Origin of the sequence: Streptococcus mitis (genome assembly GCF_946188375.1) — a bacterium.
GTDB lineage: Bacteria > Bacillota > Bacilli > Lactobacillales > Streptococcaceae > Streptococcus > Streptococcus mitis_CX.
The window spans coordinates 36,018-51,894 of sequence record NZ_CAMHUS010000004.1; the positions used below are offsets into that span (position 1 = coordinate 36,018).

Here is a 15,877-nt window from a genome sequence, read left to right on the forward strand (position 1 = left end):
ACTATAAAACTATCCTTGTAACAAGCAATTTTTCTCCTAGACTTGAAATAAAGCACATTTCTCTATATAATAATACTCATATAGAAAACACCTTTTAGAAAGATACCTATGCTTCCATATCCATTTTCCTATTTTTCAAGTATTTGGGGATTTCGTAAGCCCCTGTCCAAACGTTTCGGACTCAACTGGTTTCAGCTTCTCTTTACCAGTATCTTCCTTATCAGCTTGTCTATGGTACCCATTGCCATCCAAAACAGCTCACAGGAGACTTATCCGCTAGAAACCTTTATCGATAATGTCTATGAACCATTGACAGATGAGGTTGTCCAGGATCTCTCTGAACATGCTACAATTGTTGATGGCAAATTAATTTATACAGGAACAGCTAGTCAAGCGCCTTCTCTTTTAATCGGTCCAAGTCAAAGCAAGGAATTACCTAAGGACTTGCAACTGCATTTCGATACGAATGAGCTCGTCATCAGCAAGGAAAGTAAAGAACTGACCCGCGTCTCTTACCGAGCGATTCAGACTGAGAGTTTCAAAAACAAAGACAGCTTGACCCAAGCCATTTCTAAAGACTGGTACCAGCAAAATCGTGTCTATATCAGTCTCTTCCTAGTTCTCGGTGCTAGCTTCCTCTTTGGTTTGAATTTCTTCATTGTCTCTCTAGGAGCGAGTCTTCTCCTTTATATCACTAAGAAATCACGCCTCTTTTCATTTAGGACCTTTAAAGAGTGCTACCATTTTATCTTGAACTGTTTAGGATTACCAACTCTGATTACGCTTATTTTGGGCTTGTTTGGCCAAAATATGACAACCCTCATCACTGTACAAAACATTCTTTTTGTTCTATATCTGGTCACTATTTTTTATAAAACACATTTCCGTGATCCAGATTACCATAAATAGGAGATTTTTATGCCCGTTACGATTAAAGACGTGGCCAAGGCTGCTGGTGTTTCGCCTTCAACCGTAACCCGTGTTATTCAAAATAAATCAACCATTAGCGACGAAACAAAAAAACGCGTTCGCAAGGCTATGAAGGAGCTCAATTACCACCCCAACCTCAACGCTCGTAGTTTGGTAAGCAGTTATACCCAGGTTATCGGCTTGGTCCTTCCTGACGACTCAGACGCCTTCTACCAAAATCCTTTCTTCCCATCTGTCCTCCGTGGTATCGCCCAAGTCGCTTCTGAAAACCACTATGCCATTCAGATTGCAACAGGTAAAGATGAAAAAGAGCGCCTTAAAGCGATTTCACAGATGGTTTACGGTAAACGTGTGGATGGTTTGATTTTCCTTTATGCCGAAGAGGAGGATCCCTTAGTCAAACTGGTCGCTGATGAGCAGTTTCCCTTCCTCATCCTAGGTAAATCTATTTCACCATTTATCCCTCTTGTCGATAATGACAATGTCCAAGCTGGTTTTGATGCAACCGAATATTTCATAAAAAAAGGCTGCAAACGAATTGCCTTCATTGGAGGAACTAAACGACTCTTTGTAACGCAAGACCGTTTAACAGGCTATGAGTCAGCACTCAGACAACATCAACTGCCTATTGACGGAAATTTGACCTATTTTGCAACGGAGTTCTTAGAAGAAAAAGGGTATCAATTTAGTAAACTCCTCTTTCAGCATGACCCGCAGATTGATGCTATCATTACAACCGATAGTCTCCTAGCCGAAGGGGTCTGTGACTATATCGCTAAGCACCAACTAGATGTCCCTGTTCTCAGCTTTGACTCGGTCAATCCTAAGCTCAACTTGGCGGCCTATGTCGATATCAATAGCCTAGAACTTGGTCGTGTTTCCCTTGAAACCATCCTCCAGATTATCAATGATGCTAAAAGCAATAAGCAAATTTGTTACCGTCAGTTAATCGCCCACAAAATTATCGAAAAATAAAAACCAGCTCGCGCTGGTTTTTTTAGTTACTAATTATCTGTTTCAACGAACCGTCCCAGAATATGAACATTCTCAGATACAGAGACAAAGGCACCTGGATCCACCTGTTTCATAATCTGTTTAAATTCATTAAACTCTGCACGTGTAATGACAGTGATTAAAACTGCCTTTCTTTCGTGATTATAGGTTCCTTCTGCATCGTGGATCATGGTTGCTCCGCGGTGCAATTTTTTATGTATTTTTTCAATTACCTTCTCTGGATGATTGGTCACAATCATGGCCTGCATTCGTTTTTGCTTGGTAAAGACAGCGTCTGTCACACGGCTAGAGACAAAGATGGTAATCATAGAGTAGAGAGCGTATTTCCAACCAAAGGTCAAACCAGCTATCAGCATGATAGTCCCATTTACCAAGAAAGAAATACTACCGACATTCTTACCTGTTTTCTTGCGAATGGTCAGACTGACGATATCCGTCCCACCACTGGAGATATTGTTTCGAAGAGCGAAACCAATCCCCAAGCCCATGACAACACCCCCAAAAAGGGCATTGATAATGGGATCCTCCGTCAAGGTCGCCACAGGGACGAACTGGATAAAGAAGGAACTCATGGATACCGTGATAAAGGTAAAGACAGTGAACTTATGGCCAATCTGATACCAAGCCAAGACCATCAAAGGAAAATTAATGGCGTAAAAGGTCAGCGAAATCGGAATATGAAAACCAAACCAGTGATTACTCAAGGCAGAGATAATCTGTGCCAGACCTGTCGCACCACTCGAATACACATGCCCTGGTTGGAAAAAGAAATTGACGGCTACTGCTGATAGAAAACCATAGACCAAAGAGGCCGAAATCTTCTCATCATATTTTTCCCTAGAGATGCTTTGTAAGACACGTAAAATTTTTATCTGATGAGCAAAGCGGCGCAGATAATAGCGCCACCGCTTAATTCGTTTTGCTTGTTTCATCTTCTTCTACTTGTAAGCTGAGTTCCTCTAGTTGTTTGAGAGCTACTGTTGAAGGAGCTTGTGTCATTGGGTCACTTGCCTTGTTGTTCTTAGGGAAGGCAATAACTTCACGAATATTTTCTTCTCCTGCTAAGAGCATGACAAATCGGTCAAGCCCGATAGCCAAGCCACCATGTGGTGGGAAACCATAGTCCATGGCTTCAAGAAGGAAGCCAAACTGGTCATTTGCTTCTTCGACTGAAAAACCAAGAGCCTTGAACATACGTTCTTGAAGATCTTTTTGGTTGATACGAAGGCTACCACCACCAAGCTCATAACCGTTCAAGACGATATCGTAAGCAATGGCACGAACCTTAGCCAAATCACCTTCTAATTCGTGAGCTGTTTCTTCCTGTGGAAGAGTAAACGGATGGTGGGCGCTCATGTAGCGTCCTTCTTCTTCAGACCACTCAAACATTGGCCAGTCAACCACCCAAAGGAAGTTGAATTTATCGCCATCAATCAAGCCAAGCTCTTTGGCAATACGTCCACGAAGGGCACCAAGCGTTGCATTAGCCACTTCAAGAGTATCTGCCACAAAGAGAACCAAGTCCTTGTCTTCAAGAGCAAGAGCTGTTGTCAATTCTGCTTGGATACCAGTCAAGAATTTCGCAACTGGTCCGTTTAATTCTCCGTCAACGACCTTGACCCAAGCAAGACCTTTGGCACCGTACTGTTTGGCCACTTCTGTCATCTTGTCAATGTCTTTACGTGAATAGTTTTCCGCAGCGCCTTTGACCACAATGGCTTTTACAGCAGGGGCTTCTGAAAAGACTTTGAAGTCTACACCTTTGACCACTTCTGTCAAGTCCTGAAGCAACATGTCAAAACGCGTATCAGGTTTGTCAGAACCGTAAAGAGCCATCGCATCATCGTATTTCATACGAGGAAATGGAAGCGTTACTTCGATGCCTTTAGTTTCCTTCATCACGCGGGCAATCAAACCTTCTGTGATATCTTGGATTTCTTGCTCCGTAAGGAATGACGTTTCCAAGTCGACCTGAGTGAACTCAGGCTGGCGGTCACCACGCAAGTCCTCGTCACGGAAACATTTGACGATTTGATAATAACGGTCAAAACCAGCATTCATCAAGAGCTGTTTCGTGATTTGTGGACTTTGAGGAAGAGCGTAAAAATGCCCTTTATTAACACGAGATGGCACCAAATAGTCACGCGCCCCTTCAGGAGTTGACTTAGAAAGGAATGGTGTCTCCACGTCGATAAACTCCAACTCATCCAAGTAATTACGGATAGAGTGGGTCACCTTAGCACGAAGTTTGAGATTTTCCAACATTTCTGGACGACGAAGGTCAAGGTAACGGTAACGCAAACGTGTATCGTCATTGGCCTCAATACCATCCTTAATCTCAAACGGGGTAGTCTTAGCTGTATTGAGCACAGTAAGAGCTGTCACATCCAACTCAACTGCACCTGTTGGCAATTTATCATTGGCTTGCTCACGCGCAACGACCTGACCTGTCACCTCGATAACAAACTCGCTACGAAGGCTTTCAGCTGTTGCCATAACCTCTGCAGATACTTTTTCAGGGTTAATAACCAACTGCATAATCCCTTCACGGTCACGAAGGTCGATAAAGATCAAACCACCCAGGTCACGACGACGACCAACCCATCCTTTCAAGGTAATTTCTTGTCCGATGTGTTCCTCACGAACACGACCAGCATACATACTACGTTTCATTGTTTCTCTCCTCTTTTATTCTGTTACTATTTTACCATAAAAGCGCAGGCTCTTCATGAAAATCATCAGAAAAGTTTGCCAGTCTTTAAAAATCAAGTGAAGTCCATAAAAATTAGCGTCCATACAAAAATCCGATGAACTTCATCGGACTCTTTTATTTTGAATTTTTGCCTGCTTTACGCTTTTCAGCAATTTCGGCTGCCTTTCGAGGCAAGACGATTTCCGTTGTATAAGCTGTCCCAAAACGCCAGATACCGGCAATAGGGGCAAAGACCACTGCTAGATGGCTGTAGAAGAAATCGCCCTTAAAGGCATAAGCTAGCGCTCCAATAATGAAAAATAGAACGACTGCTTGAATCACTGCTAATAAAATTACTCGTTTCATGTGACCTCCTGACTCTATTATAGCATGAGAATCATTAAAAAGCCGACTAAATTATTCAAAGCGTGGAGAGAAATACTGTAGACCAGACCTTTTCTGCTAATATAGGCCAAGCCCAAACTAAAACCAAGGCTAAAATAGACAAAAAATTGTTGCACATCACCCGGGAAATGAATCAAAGCAAACAAAACACTAGATACCAGAAGAAACAGAACCTGTTTGCTCTTGTCCTGCTTAGGAAAGAGGTAGCGTGCTAACATCCCTCTAAAGATAAGTTCTTCCGTCAAAGGAGCAAAGACCACCACCATAAAGAAACCAAATGCAGGCTGTTCCACTGTCAGTTGAGATACGATTTGTTGACTGACCGACGGATCTTCTGGTAAAAAGAACTGGGCTGTAATAGCCACTAGCAAAACCAGAGTAGGCAACCAGATATGACGATTAAAAGCAGTCGTCTGGATGCTAACCTTTTCTGTCTGATACCATCTGTAAACTCCATAAACATAGGCTCCTGACAGGGCGATATAAAGTGGTAAGACTCCAAAGATTGAAGCCCCTAGTCCAAGAGCTGACAGAGCCATGCTCTGAACCATACCATAGCCAAAGAAAAAGGATAGAACAGCTAGAAGAAACCAGCCGAGGTTTTTAAGTAATTTCATAAATATCTCCTATTTAAAATAACGTTTCACCATAGGTAACTGCATCACATTGATATAAACATGGATAGCTCCTACAAGCAAGAAGGCTAGTAACTGAATCTCTCCTGTCAGTAAGGAAAAGAGAGCAATCAGAAAGTACAAAGCTGGCAAGACATAGTTATTTAATTGGAATAAAATCCGAAAACTCTGTTCCAAATTAGCCTTGCGCTCCCCTTCATCATAAGAATCGAAATGGTCCAAGATATCCTTTGGTGTAGAGAAAAATACTAAATCAAACTGACGAACAATCGCAATGGTCTTAAAAAGATATTTTTGAGCATTTAAAACTAACACTAATCCCAAAAAGGAAAGGGATAAGGTTATATGGCTTATATCGAGTACAATTACTTCACTTCCTGAAATGAAGAGAGCCAATAAAATCGCTACGCTTGCACTATTAAAAGCAATAGTTCCAAACTCGAGATTCCGATACATCTGCACATAATAGGTTTCATTCAGATCATCCTCCATTTCCTCTTGATACAAGGAGTGAAATTTTCTGCTTTTCTTTAGGAAATTGAAAGTCAAAAGAATGCTAATGAAACCTAATACTAAACAAATAGCTGATATCCATGGTATCAAAATTTTTACATCTAACATAATTGCGTGGGATTCAGCACGTGCCTTAAACATCCCTACAAACATGCCCAAGAAACCTCCCAAGACAATAGACATTAAAAATAACAATCCACGTTTCTTTTTCATATTCAACCTCTTTCTAAACCAATCCAACTAACCACTGACCAAAGGCTTTACCTGATTCATAAATTGCTGCCAAACCCTCTGTTCCAAGTGATACTAAAATCAAACAAACAGCAAACAAGAGAATAGCTTGGTTTCTTGCTTTTTTCGCCCCTTCTCCTAAAGGATCTCTCCCAAGCCAGCCTGCTAGATAAGCATATAGGATGACTGTTAAAATCCCAAACTCTGTTGACCAAAGAAACAGCAAAATTGCTACTAAACGGATGACGTTAGTCTTGATATTAAAATAATTTCCTAAACCTGCACAGACACCTGCAAGTTCTTTGTTCTCAGTATCTACTTGAAAACCTGCTAAAAACTCTTTCATATTCATTCTCCTTTTTCACTTGCTAGATTTTTTGATTTCTTTTCAATCCATTCAATTACTGGTATGAGGACAAAATAGGCCCAAACAAATTTGTTACTTTGATAGGGACTAAACCAGCCTAAGTCTATCCCAATCAGTAGAAATACGCTGACTAATAGAGCTATGGCAACTACATAATAAATCACTTTATACTTGTTCATCATCTTTCTCCTTTTTCTTCAACCGATTGAAAATGGACAAGAGGACTAAGTTAATCCAAAACAAATACTTACTTTCAACAAAATAGAACCAACCCAGTAATGTTCCAATCATAGCAAATGCATTCACAATAAGGGCAAGAACACTCATAAAATAAACCACTCTATACATGTTCATCACTCATCCTCCTCCAAGCGAAATACCGATTCGACTGTTTCGTTGAAAATCTGAGATATTTTCAAGGCAATCACAACTGACGGGGTGTATTCGTCCCGTTCTAATAGGCTAATGGTCTGCCTCGAAACTTCTGCCAACTTGGCCAGTTCGGTTTGATTGAGACCATCGCGAGCCCGAAGCTCTTTTAGACGATTTTTTAGTTGCATGTTACACACCTACTCTCCGTCAAATTCAACGGTTTGGATATCCTCAATACGTTGCAACTTGACTTTTTCTTTCCCCTTTTTATCAACACTACGTAGTTTGACCCATTCCTCATCGACATCCACAACTTCCCAGTTATCTGGCCCAATATACGCTCCTGTTATAATTGGTTTCTTTCTAATCATTTCTTGTAATAATCTCGACATTTCTGCGTTTCCTTTCTCTTTTCGCTCAAGCTTTTTGATTTTATTCTCTAGTTTCTTGATTTTTTTAGAATCATTAGAATAAAAGAAAATCAGAAATAGTATAAATCCTAGTATCCACATCATAGCTCCTTTCTGGTTCCTATTTCTTAACTTGAATTTATTGTAACACATCTTTTTCTTTTTGACAAGCATATTTGTCAAAAAGTTTATGATTTTTGTCATTTTGCAAAAGAAAAAGGTCAGGAGTAAGGTCCTGACCAGTTTATCTACTATTAAAAGCCTAATTTTTCAAAGATTTCTGAGAAGTTTTGGCTGATTGCCTCAAGTGACACTTGCACTTCTTCTCGGGTTTGGTTGTTCTTGACCGTCACTTGTCCGCTTTCGACTTCGCTCTCGCCTAGGGTGATGAGGGTCTTAGCCGCAAAGACATCGGCTGACTTGAACTGAGCTTTGAGTTTACGGTTGAGGTAATCACGCTCTGCTTTAAATCCTTGTTGGCGAAGAGCTTGTACCAATTCCAAGGCCTTAACATTTGCTCCTTCGCCCAAGACTGCGATATAGACATCTAGGGCGTTTTCGATAGGGAGGGCCACACCTTGCTTTTCAAGAATGAGAAGCAGGCGCTCTACACCAAGTCCAAAACCAAATCCAGCAGTTTCCGGGCCTCCAAAGTAAGCAACCAAGCCATCGTAACGACCACCCGCACAGACTGTCAGGTCATTGCCCTCAATCTCAGTGATAAACTCGAAAATGGTGTGGTTGTAGTAGTCCAGACCACGCACCATATTGGTATCGATGATATAGTCTACTCCAAGATTTTCCAACATCTGACGGACAGCATCAAAATGAGCTTGGCTTTCTTCATCAAGGAAATCCAAGATAGACGGCGCATTCTCCACTGCCACCTTGTCTTCTTTCTCCTTAGAGTCCAAGACACGGAGAGGATTTTCCTCCAAGCGACGTTGGCTATCCTTAGACAAGGTCTCCTTAAGCGGTGTCAAATAGTCAATCAAGGCTTGACGGTAGGCCGCACGGCTCTCAGGATTTCCAAGCGTGTTGAGGTGCAATTTAACACCTTGGATGCCGATTTCTTTCAAGAAATGGGCTGCCATCGCGATGGTTTCCACATCCGTAGCTGGATTGCTAGAGCCAAAACACTCAACACCAATCTGGTGGAACTGGCGCAAACGTCCTGCCTGTGGACGCTCGTAACGGAACATAGGGCCCATGTAGTAGAACTTGCTTGGCTTTTGCACTTCTGGGGCGAAGAGTTTATTTTCCACATAGGAGCGGACAACGGGCGCAGTTCCTTCTGGACGGAGGGTAATATGGCGGTCACCCTTGTCATAGAAATCGTACATTTCCTTGGTTACGATATCCGTTGTGTCTCCGACAGAGCGGCTGATAACCTCGTAGTGCTCAAAAATAGGCGTGCGCACTTCTGCATAGTTATAGCGCTTGAAAATTTCACGGGCAAAGCCCTCAACGTACTGCCATTTGGCAGACTCAGCAGGTAAAATATCCTGCGTTCCTTTTGGTTTTTGTAATTTCATAGGGAATCCTCTTTAAACTTAATAGTCTTATTTTACCATAAATAGAGGGATTAAAACAGTAAGAAAAAAATTAGGATTTATACTCAATGAAAATCAAAGAGCAAACTAGGAAACTAGCCGCAGGTTGCTCAAAACACTGTTTTGAGGTTGTGGATAGAACTGACGAAGTCAGTAACCGTACTACGGCAAGGCGACGTTGACGTGGTTTGAAGAGATTTTCGAAGAGTATTAGATATCATTTTTGAGATTAAGACCTGTCAAAAGAATAGCTAACAAGGAAAGACCAACAAATAGCATCCAAGTCAACTGTATATTCCATACAGCTACAAGTGAAAAACAGGCTGTACCAAGAGGTACTGATAAGGTAAACAATAAACCCAAAAAATTACTGGTACGAGCTAGAACCTCTGGAGCTAGATTTTTCAGGAGCATGGCATTAATCTTTGGTGGAACTTTACCAGAAACATACAGAGTTGAACAGAGAAATAGCAAACCAAGCACGACTTGATTGAATAAGTTAGCCAGACCAACTAGACTGACTCCTAATGTCACCCACATCATCAATCTAGGCAAGGACTGCTTCCCAAAATAATCATTTCCCGTAAGGCTACTGATGATAATTGCTAATAAAACACAGACTTGCTCGATAAATAGTGCCTCTGTGTAAGAAAAATTCAAGAGAGAATGGCTCAAAAAGAAGATGTTATAAACGCTTCCTAGAGCGCCACCCAAGGCATTGATAAGCAAGACAGCAAAGATCATGAAACCAAAGTTTTTCTGTCCACTTTTAAGAAAAACGAGGCGTAAATTTCGGTAAATTGTTAGGAACTGCTCTTTAATAGAAAGCTTCTCATTTTTTAGAATTTCACCATCAGCAGATGACATTGACAGGCTCAATTTGCTTTTTCCTAAAAAGAGGATCACGGCTGATACGAGGAAAAAGCAAGCATTGATTCCCGCAACGAGGGAAAAATTGTTGACTGATAGACCTAAGAGCCAGACTCCAAAAGCTTGACCACCAATAGCTGAAATATAGGTGATGAACTGGGAAAAAGAATAAGCTTCCATCAGATCCTCTTCAGCCACTTTTTCCTTAACGAGAGGCATTCGCAAACCACCAGCAAAATCACTGATGACATCACTAATGACATTGATTAAACACAGGATAGAAAAAGCAAAGAGACTAGCTTGCTGAACAACCAGGGCTGCCAGAAAAAATAAAACCGCCTGAAACAAACCGCTATAGACCATCCATTTGACCTTGTCCCTTGTGTAATCTGCCCGAATCCCTACAAAAACTGTAAAGAGGGTCGGAAGAATCATGACAATATTCGCCATAGCAACCGCAAAAGAGGCTTGTGGTAGGGTCGATGCATAGACGATAAATACCAGATTAAAAATCGAAGCACCAAAGGCATTGAAGAAGCGTGACAAAGTCAAAAGACGATAAGCTTGATTTCTGAACAATAGTTTCATAGGTAATCTCCCTTCTTGTGATAATCCCTATATGAAGTATGACTATAGTATATCACTTAGAAATTGAAAGGGAAAACTTTTGAATATATGCAACACACAAAATAAGCAAAAAAACGATAGAACTTCTTTGATAACCTGAGAGAGGGTAAGAGTTCTATCGCTTCAAATTTTAAATTATTTTCTTAGTTTGCAGATATTCAACAATCGGTCGTATTTCTATAGTAATCTGCCGATTTGTTGCAGCCTAACATCTCAAAAATACGGACAGCATCCTCCATCTTTTTCTGACCTTCCTTGACTCTGCCTTGCTTGCTATCAAGGAGACCTTCCGCCCACAAATAGACAATTCGGAAATAGGTCTCATTTTCCTTGTAGAAATGCTCTTTGATGACACGTTTAAAATAAGAGGCATTAGTAAATTCTTCACACTCAATGCTAGCTAAAAAACCATTCAATAGCATAGTGTGAAACAGGTTTCGATTACCAGACATTTCCATTAGAAAATCAGATTTTCGGACCATTTCTCGTACATATCTAGTAAAAAGGGAAACAGATAAGAACGGAGAACTGACCGAGAATAAATTGAGTTCATAGATTCCCCAAATCTCAGTAGAAAACAAGTAGTCATGAAGGACTTTACCTTCCTCTGCCGTTAACTCTACCGTTTCATCCATACTCTTCATATAAGACTTGATAATAATGGCATTTAGAATATGTTTCTGTTTGTTTTGAGAATGGGCATGCTTTTGATACTCCCTGCGATACAAGTCCTCAAGCGGAGCTATATTCTTTGGATCCAAGACATCTATGATTTCTTTTCTCAACTCAGAATCTGTATCATACTGAAAACCTCTCGCCAGAAAGAGGATCTCCTCCACACTGGCAGATATATTTTCCAGGGCAAATAAAAACTTTTCCACCGAAAGCTCACTCTGACCAGTTTCAAAGCGAGATAACATAGACGGCGAAAATTGTCCCCCAGTTGCTTGTCTCAGCGAGATATTTCTTGACTCTCGTAATTGTCTAAAGACTTTTCCAATCTGCTCCATAGGCTTCCCCTTGATTCAGTATTTTCTTCATTTTATCATATTTTTCAGAAAATTCATCAAAAACTTGCCAAATTGTCAGAATTATGAGAAAATAGAGGATATTTATCACGTGGAGGGACTGTAATGAGAGACGATATCAAAATCAATGACCGTGCTTTGGCCTTGCAAGACCAAATTATCAAAAAACTAGAGAAGGTTTTTGATACCGATGTGGAATTGGATGTTTACAATCTAGGGCTGATTTATGAAATCAATCTGGATGAAACGGGTCTCTGCAAGATTGTCATGACCTTCACCGACACTGCATGCGATTGTGCAGAAAGTTTGCCTATTGAAATCGTTGCAGGTCTGAAACAAATCGAGGGGATTGAAGATGTCAAGGTTGAAGTCACCTGGTCACCTGCTTGGAAAATCACACGAATCAGTCGCTACGGTCGTATTGCCCTTGGACTGCCACCTCGTTAAGCAGGTCAATAACTTTTAAAGATGAAAAAAAGCAAGCCGAAGTTGGCTTGCTTTTGAGTTTATTTTTTACCTGACTTGTCCATATTCCAGAAGTCTGTCACGGCTCCGCGTGAAGCAGATGATACGATATGGGCATATTTACCGAGGACACCACGACTATAGAGTGGTGGCAAGGTTGTTTCTGCCTTGCGTTTTTCAAGTTCTTCTTCGGATACGGCCATGGAAATTTCTTTGGTATCTTGGTCAACCGTAACGATATCACCTGTACGAAGGTAGGCAATTGGTCCACCATCCTGAGCTTCAGGGGCGATATGTCCAACAACCAGACCATAAGTACCACCAGAGAAACGCCCATCCGTCAAGAGGGCAACCTTGTCTCCTTGACCTTTACCAACAATCATTGATGAAAGTGAGAGCATCTCAGGCATACCAGGACCACCCTTAGGTCCAACGAAACGAACAACGACTACATCGCCATCAACGATTTCATCTGTCAGAACAGCCTGAATAGCATCTTCTTCTGAGTCAAAGACCTTAGCTGGACCAACGTGACGACGGACCTTAACACCTGATACCTTGGCAACCGCACCGTCAGGAGCAAGGTTCCCGTTCAAGATGATAAGCGGACCATCTGCACGTTTTGGATTTTCAAGTGGCATGATGACTTTTTGACCTGGTGTAAGATCTGCAAAGTCAGCTAAGTTCTCAGCAACAGTCTTACCAGTACATGTAATGCGGTCTCCATGAAGGAAACCATTTGCCAAGAGATATCTCATAACCGCAGGCACACCACCGACTTCGTAGAGGTCTTGGAAGACATACTGACCAGATGGTTTCAAGTCAGCCAAGTGAGGCACACGTTCTTGGATTGTATTAAAGTCCTCAAGTGACAAGTCAACATTGGCAGCATGGGCAATGGCAAGCAAGTGAAGAGTGGCGTTTGTAGAACCACCTAGAGCCATAGTTACAGTGATAGCATCTTCAAAGGCTTCACGAGTCAAGATATCTGATGGTTTGAGACCGAGCTCCAACATCTTAACAACAGCACGTCCTGCTGCTTCGATGTCTTCTTTCTTGTCAGCTGATTCAGCTGGGTGAGATGAAGAGCCTGGCAAACTCATACCGAGAACTTCGATAGCAGTCGCCATGGTATTAGCAGTGTACATACCACCACAGCCACCAGGGCCAGGGCAGGCATTACATTCAAGACGTTTCACGTCCTCAGCTGTCATGTCACCGTGGTTCCATTTTCCGATACCCTCAAAAACAGAAACCAAGTCGATGTCTTTGCCATCAAGATTTCCCGGTGCAATGGTTCCACCATAAGCGAAAATAGCTGGAATATCCATATTTGCAATAGCAATCATAGATCCAGGCATGTTCTTGTCACAGCCACCGATAGCGACGAAGGCATCCACGTTGTGACCACCCATAGCCGCTTCGATGGAGTCCGCGATGATATCACGAGATGTCAAAGAGAAGCGCATACCAGGCGTTCCCATGGCAATCCCGTCCGCTACAGTGATAGTCCCAAACTGCACAGGCCAAGCGCCTGCAGATTTGACACCCTCTTTAGCCAATTTCCCAAAATCATGCAAGTGGATGTTACATGGTGTATTTTCCGCCCAAGTCGAAATCACTCCCACAATCGGTGTTTCAAAGTCCTTATCTGTCATACCAGTCGCACGAAGCATAGCACGGTTTGGTGATTTAACCATACTATCATAAATGCTACTGCGATGACGTTTAGCTAATTCAGTCATTTGTTCCCTCCCATTTCAGTTTTTACTATTATAGCACATTTTAAAGGCAATGAACAGAAGAAAATTCTTGAATTTTCAGAAAATTCTATACACATATAAACATTTTAAATTAAAAACAACAAAGCGGATCAGGGCACTTTCTGATTACCAGAATATGCTTTTAATCCGCTCGCTTTAAATAACGTAATGTAATTTTTACAGAAGTTCTTTCAGATAAGTGTATTTAATATCTATCTTGCATTATAAAACGCTAAAACTTTCTCTTTTATATTCGATTCACTCAAACCATACTCATTAAGAAGATAATCCATTTTCCCTACTTGACCGAATCTTTCTTGAACACCCATCCGATGAATTTTTGTTATTCCATCATCAGAGAATAATTCACATAAAGCACTGCCAATTCCACCTATCTGATTGTGGTTTTCTACAGTAAATATAGTTTTTCCGCTTAACATTGTTTTTATCTGTTCTGGTATCGGTTTGATTCTAAATAAATCTATCACACCTACTGAATAACCTAATTTAGACAGTTCATCCGCAACTCGAATACTTGGAGCAACCATTATGCCAGAAGCAACTATTACAACATCTTCACCGTGTCTTAACTCAATGTAGCCTTTAGAAAAATCTTCTCCACCTTGATATACAGCCTCTGGAGCTTTTCTAATTGTTCGAATATATTTTAGTCCTTTTAATTCTAATGTCTGGTTCAAGATTTCACGAAATTGGATATCATCAGTTGCTTCAAAAATGATTGATTTAGGAATTAAACGTAACAATCCAATTTCTTCAAATGGCATATGTGTTCCACCATTCATCTCTGCCGTTACTCCTGCATCTGAGCCAATCACAGTGGCATCCAATTGTGCGTACCCAAGAGAAATAAATAATTGATCAAATACTCTTCGTGAAGCAAAAGGGCCAAATGTATGAAGATAAGGTCTAAACCCCTGAATAGATAAACCTGCTGCAAGCCCGACCATTTCTGCTTCCATGATCCCAACATTCACATAACGGTCTCCAAAGTCCTTTTCAAGATTATTAGTAGCCATCGAACTTGACAAGTCTGCTTCTAAAACTACTATATCAGAATAACTTTGGTTAGCTTCTAGAAGGAAATCTCTATACACATGTCGTAATTCTTTCGTACTTCTCATCATTCTGTTTCCTCCAATTCCTGACTTAATCTTTCTACAACTGAAGTTAACATTTGTCTCTCCTCTACAGTAGGGCGAAGATGATGATTGGATTTCATTTCTTCCAGCTCTCGAACTCCTTGACCTTTAATAGTGTCTAATACAATACACTTAGGGGATGAATTATTTGACTGTTTTAATTGGATAATCCCTTCATAAATTTCTCTAATATCTGAACCATTGACCCTAATGGATTCAAATCCAAATGCTGAGAATTTTTCTACAAAATCTCCTGGATTACAAATATCCTTTGTAAAACCATCTAATTGTTTTTTGTTATCGTCTACAAATACAATTAAATTAGATAACTGTTGATGAGAAGCAAACTGTATAGCCTCCCAACATTGTCCCTCATTTAACTCACCATCTCCAACAATGGTATATGTATAAAAGGGACTTTTTCTTATTCTCTGACCATATGCAAGTCCGGTTGCGACACTAATTCCTTGTCCTAGAGAGCCAGTTGTCATATCTATACCCGGCGTTAGATTTCTATCAGGATGAGACGGTAATTTAGTTCCATTTGTATTTAAAGAATATAAGAATTCTTTGTCAAAGAAACCATTCAAATAGAGTGTGCTGTACAAAGCTGGTCCAGCATGTCCCTTGGATAAAACAAAATAATCTCTATCTCGTGATGCAAATATTTCTGGAGTCATCGGCATTATTTCACCATAAAGCACCGCTAAAACTTCTACTATAGACAGACTCCCTCCATAATGGCCGAATCCAAGATGATTCAATGTTCTAAGAGTATTTAATCGGATTTTTGTTGCAAATTTTCTTAACTCATCTTCTCTATTTTCACTTAAAATCATCCC

At 40.8% G+C, this 15,877-nt stretch carries 19 protein-coding genes; 3 read left to right on the forward strand and 16 right to left on the reverse strand.

From position 1 onward, the window contains the following. Positions 1–108 precede the first annotated feature (108 nt). Positions 109–909, forward strand: a complete 801-nt coding sequence (locus N8M16_RS05270; RefSeq protein ID WP_261069757.1) for a DUF1189 domain-containing protein — start codon at positions 109–111, stop codon at positions 907–909. Between the two features lie 9 nt (positions 910–918). After that, a complete protein-coding gene (locus tag N8M16_RS05275) occupies positions 919–1,905 on the forward strand; it encodes a LacI family DNA-binding transcriptional regulator (protein ID WP_261069758.1) in 987 nt (328 codons plus the stop codon). Between the two features lie 29 nt (positions 1,906–1,934). On the opposite strand, the gene N8M16_RS05280 is transcribed toward N8M16_RS05275, so the two are convergent. The 13 genes from N8M16_RS05280 to rgg all read right to left on the reverse strand — a co-directional run bounded on the left by N8M16_RS05280 (position 1,935) and on the right by rgg (position 11,629). Then, complete coding sequence (locus tag N8M16_RS05280) at positions 1,935–2,876, reverse strand: YitT family protein (RefSeq protein WP_049500513.1); 942 nt, start codon at positions 2,874–2,876, stop codon at positions 1,935–1,937. Next, positions 2,854–4,617 carry an aspartate--tRNA ligase gene (gene aspS / locus N8M16_RS05285; protein ID WP_261069759.1) on the reverse strand — a complete coding sequence of 588 codons (1,764 nt, stop codon included), beginning with the start codon at positions 4,615–4,617 and terminating at the stop codon, positions 2,854–2,856. The genes N8M16_RS05280 and aspS overlap by 23 nt, the downstream gene beginning before the upstream one ends. A 154-nt stretch (positions 4,618–4,771) precedes the next feature. Then, complete coding sequence (locus tag N8M16_RS05290; RefSeq protein ID WP_033682917.1) at positions 4,772–5,002, reverse strand: hypothetical protein; 231 nt, start codon at positions 5,000–5,002, stop codon at positions 4,772–4,774. Between the two features lie 17 nt (positions 5,003–5,019). Beyond that, positions 5,020–5,658: a CPBP family intramembrane glutamic endopeptidase gene (locus N8M16_RS05295; protein ID WP_261069760.1), complete on the reverse strand. Its 639-nt coding sequence runs from the start codon at positions 5,656–5,658 to the stop codon at positions 5,020–5,022. A gap of 9 nt (positions 5,659–5,667) precedes the next feature. Further along, positions 5,668–6,402 carry a DUF3169 family protein gene (locus tag N8M16_RS05300; protein WP_084887291.1) on the reverse strand — a complete coding sequence of 245 codons (735 nt, stop codon included), beginning with the start codon at positions 6,400–6,402 and terminating at the stop codon, positions 5,668–5,670. 13 nt (positions 6,403–6,415) lie between these two features. Then, positions 6,416–6,766 (reverse strand): PspC domain-containing protein, encoded by a 351-nt coding sequence (locus N8M16_RS05305; RefSeq protein ID WP_084887293.1) that lies wholly within the window; start codon positions 6,764–6,766, stop codon positions 6,416–6,418. A gap of 2 nt (positions 6,767–6,768) precedes the next feature. Next, on the reverse strand, positions 6,769–6,966 hold the full coding sequence (locus N8M16_RS05310; protein ID WP_192855654.1) for a hypothetical protein: 198 nt from the start codon (positions 6,964–6,966) through the stop codon (positions 6,769–6,771). Beyond that, entirely contained in the window at positions 6,953–7,141 is a 189-nt protein-coding gene (locus tag N8M16_RS05315) for a hypothetical protein (RefSeq protein WP_045606587.1), read from the reverse strand. The genes N8M16_RS05310 and N8M16_RS05315 overlap by 14 nt, the downstream gene beginning before the upstream one ends. Next, positions 7,141–7,347 (reverse strand): helix-turn-helix transcriptional regulator, encoded by a 207-nt coding sequence (locus N8M16_RS05320; RefSeq protein ID WP_001176233.1) that lies wholly within the window; start codon positions 7,345–7,347, stop codon positions 7,141–7,143. Before N8M16_RS05320 ends, N8M16_RS05315 begins: the two co-directional genes overlap by 1 nt. A gap of 9 nt (positions 7,348–7,356) precedes the next feature. Further along, positions 7,357–7,824 carry a hypothetical protein gene (locus tag N8M16_RS05325; RefSeq protein WP_084887297.1) on the reverse strand — a complete coding sequence of 156 codons (468 nt, stop codon included), beginning with the start codon at positions 7,822–7,824 and terminating at the stop codon, positions 7,357–7,359. Further along, positions 7,824–9,104, reverse strand: coding sequence for a histidine--tRNA ligase (gene hisS, locus N8M16_RS05330; protein ID WP_125393505.1), 1,281 nt, complete (start codon positions 9,102–9,104; stop codon positions 7,824–7,826). The genes N8M16_RS05325 and hisS overlap by 1 nt, the downstream gene beginning before the upstream one ends. A gap of 228 nt (positions 9,105–9,332) precedes the next feature. Further along, positions 9,333–10,580, reverse strand: coding sequence for an MFS transporter (locus N8M16_RS05335; protein WP_247953552.1), 1,248 nt, complete (start codon positions 10,578–10,580; stop codon positions 9,333–9,335). A gap of 197 nt (positions 10,581–10,777) precedes the next feature. After that, the gene (gene rgg / locus N8M16_RS05340; RefSeq protein WP_084927093.1) at positions 10,778–11,629 is read right to left on the reverse strand and encodes a quorum-sensing system transcriptional regulator Rgg; all 852 of its coding nucleotides are present in this window, start codon (positions 11,627–11,629) and stop codon (positions 10,778–10,780) included. A gap of 123 nt (positions 11,630–11,752) precedes the next feature. Between rgg and N8M16_RS05345 the strand changes: the two genes are divergently transcribed. Next, complete coding sequence (locus N8M16_RS05345) at positions 11,753–12,094, forward strand: metal-sulfur cluster assembly factor (RefSeq protein WP_173306484.1); 342 nt, start codon at positions 11,753–11,755, stop codon at positions 12,092–12,094. 59 nt (positions 12,095–12,153) lie between these two features. Here N8M16_RS05345 and ilvD read toward each other — a convergent pair whose 3' ends face one another. From ilvD to N8M16_RS05360, 3 genes are all read right to left on the reverse strand, one after another. Further along, positions 12,154–13,857 carry a dihydroxy-acid dehydratase gene (ilvD, locus tag N8M16_RS05350; RefSeq protein ID WP_023947583.1) on the reverse strand — a complete coding sequence of 568 codons (1,704 nt, stop codon included), beginning with the start codon at positions 13,855–13,857 and terminating at the stop codon, positions 12,154–12,156. Between the two features lie 230 nt (positions 13,858–14,087). After that, entirely contained in the window at positions 14,088–15,020 is a 933-nt protein-coding gene (locus N8M16_RS05355; RefSeq protein WP_023947581.1) for a transketolase family protein, read from the reverse strand. Continuing rightward, entirely contained in the window at positions 15,017–15,874 is an 858-nt protein-coding gene (locus N8M16_RS05360; protein WP_261069761.1) for a transketolase, read from the reverse strand. The genes N8M16_RS05355 and N8M16_RS05360 overlap by 4 nt, the downstream gene beginning before the upstream one ends. Between the last annotated feature and the right edge of the window lie 3 nt (positions 15,875–15,877).

Bases quoted from the DNA above. Each gene is read 5' to 3' on its own strand.
- N8M16_RS05270 (WP_261069757.1), top strand. From the start codon at position 109: ATGCTTCCATATCCATTTTCCTATTTTTCAAGTATTTGGGGATTTCGT.
- N8M16_RS05275 (WP_261069758.1), top strand. From the start codon at position 919: ATGCCCGTTACGATTAAAGACGTGGCCAAGGCTGCTGGTGTTTCGCCT.
- N8M16_RS05280 (WP_049500513.1), bottom strand. From the start codon at position 2,876: ATGAAACAAGCAAAACGAATTAAGCGGTGGCGCTATTATCTGCGCCGC.
- aspS (WP_261069759.1), bottom strand. From the start codon at position 4,617: ATGAAACGTAGTATGTATGCTGGTCGTGTTCGTGAGGAACACATCGGA.
- N8M16_RS05290 (WP_033682917.1), bottom strand. From the start codon at position 5,002: ATGAAACGAGTAATTTTATTAGCAGTGATTCAAGCAGTCGTTCTATTT.
- N8M16_RS05295 (WP_261069760.1), bottom strand. From the start codon at position 5,658: ATGAAATTACTTAAAAACCTCGGCTGGTTTCTTCTAGCTGTTCTATCC.
- N8M16_RS05300 (WP_084887291.1), bottom strand. From the start codon at position 6,402: ATGAAAAAGAAACGTGGATTGTTATTTTTAATGTCTATTGTCTTGGGA.
- N8M16_RS05305 (WP_084887293.1), bottom strand. From the start codon at position 6,766: ATGAAAGAGTTTTTAGCAGGTTTTCAAGTAGATACTGAGAACAAAGAA.
- N8M16_RS05310 (WP_192855654.1), bottom strand. From the start codon at position 6,966: ATGAACAAGTATAAAGTGATTTATTATGTAGTTGCCATAGCTCTATTA.
- N8M16_RS05315 (WP_045606587.1), bottom strand. From the start codon at position 7,141: ATGAACATGTATAGAGTGGTTTATTTTATGAGTGTTCTTGCCCTTATT.
- N8M16_RS05320 (WP_001176233.1), bottom strand. From the start codon at position 7,347: ATGCAACTAAAAAATCGTCTAAAAGAGCTTCGGGCTCGCGATGGTCTC.
- hisS (WP_125393505.1), bottom strand. From the start codon at position 9,104: ATGAAATTACAAAAACCAAAAGGAACGCAGGATATTTTACCTGCTGAG.
- N8M16_RS05335 (WP_247953552.1), bottom strand. From the start codon at position 10,580: ATGAAACTATTGTTCAGAAATCAAGCTTATCGTCTTTTGACTTTGTCA.
- rgg (WP_084927093.1), bottom strand. From the start codon at position 11,629: ATGGAGCAGATTGGAAAAGTCTTTAGACAATTACGAGAGTCAAGAAAT.
- N8M16_RS05345 (WP_173306484.1), top strand. From the start codon at position 11,753: ATGAGAGACGATATCAAAATCAATGACCGTGCTTTGGCCTTGCAAGAC.
- ilvD (WP_023947583.1), bottom strand. From the start codon at position 13,857: ATGACTGAATTAGCTAAACGTCATCGCAGTAGCATTTATGATAGTATG.
- N8M16_RS05355 (WP_023947581.1), bottom strand. From the start codon at position 15,020: ATGATGAGAAGTACGAAAGAATTACGACATGTGTATAGAGATTTCCTT.
- N8M16_RS05360 (WP_261069761.1), bottom strand. From the start codon at position 15,874: ATGATTTTAAGTGAAAATAGAGAAGATGAGTTAAGAAAATTTGCAACA.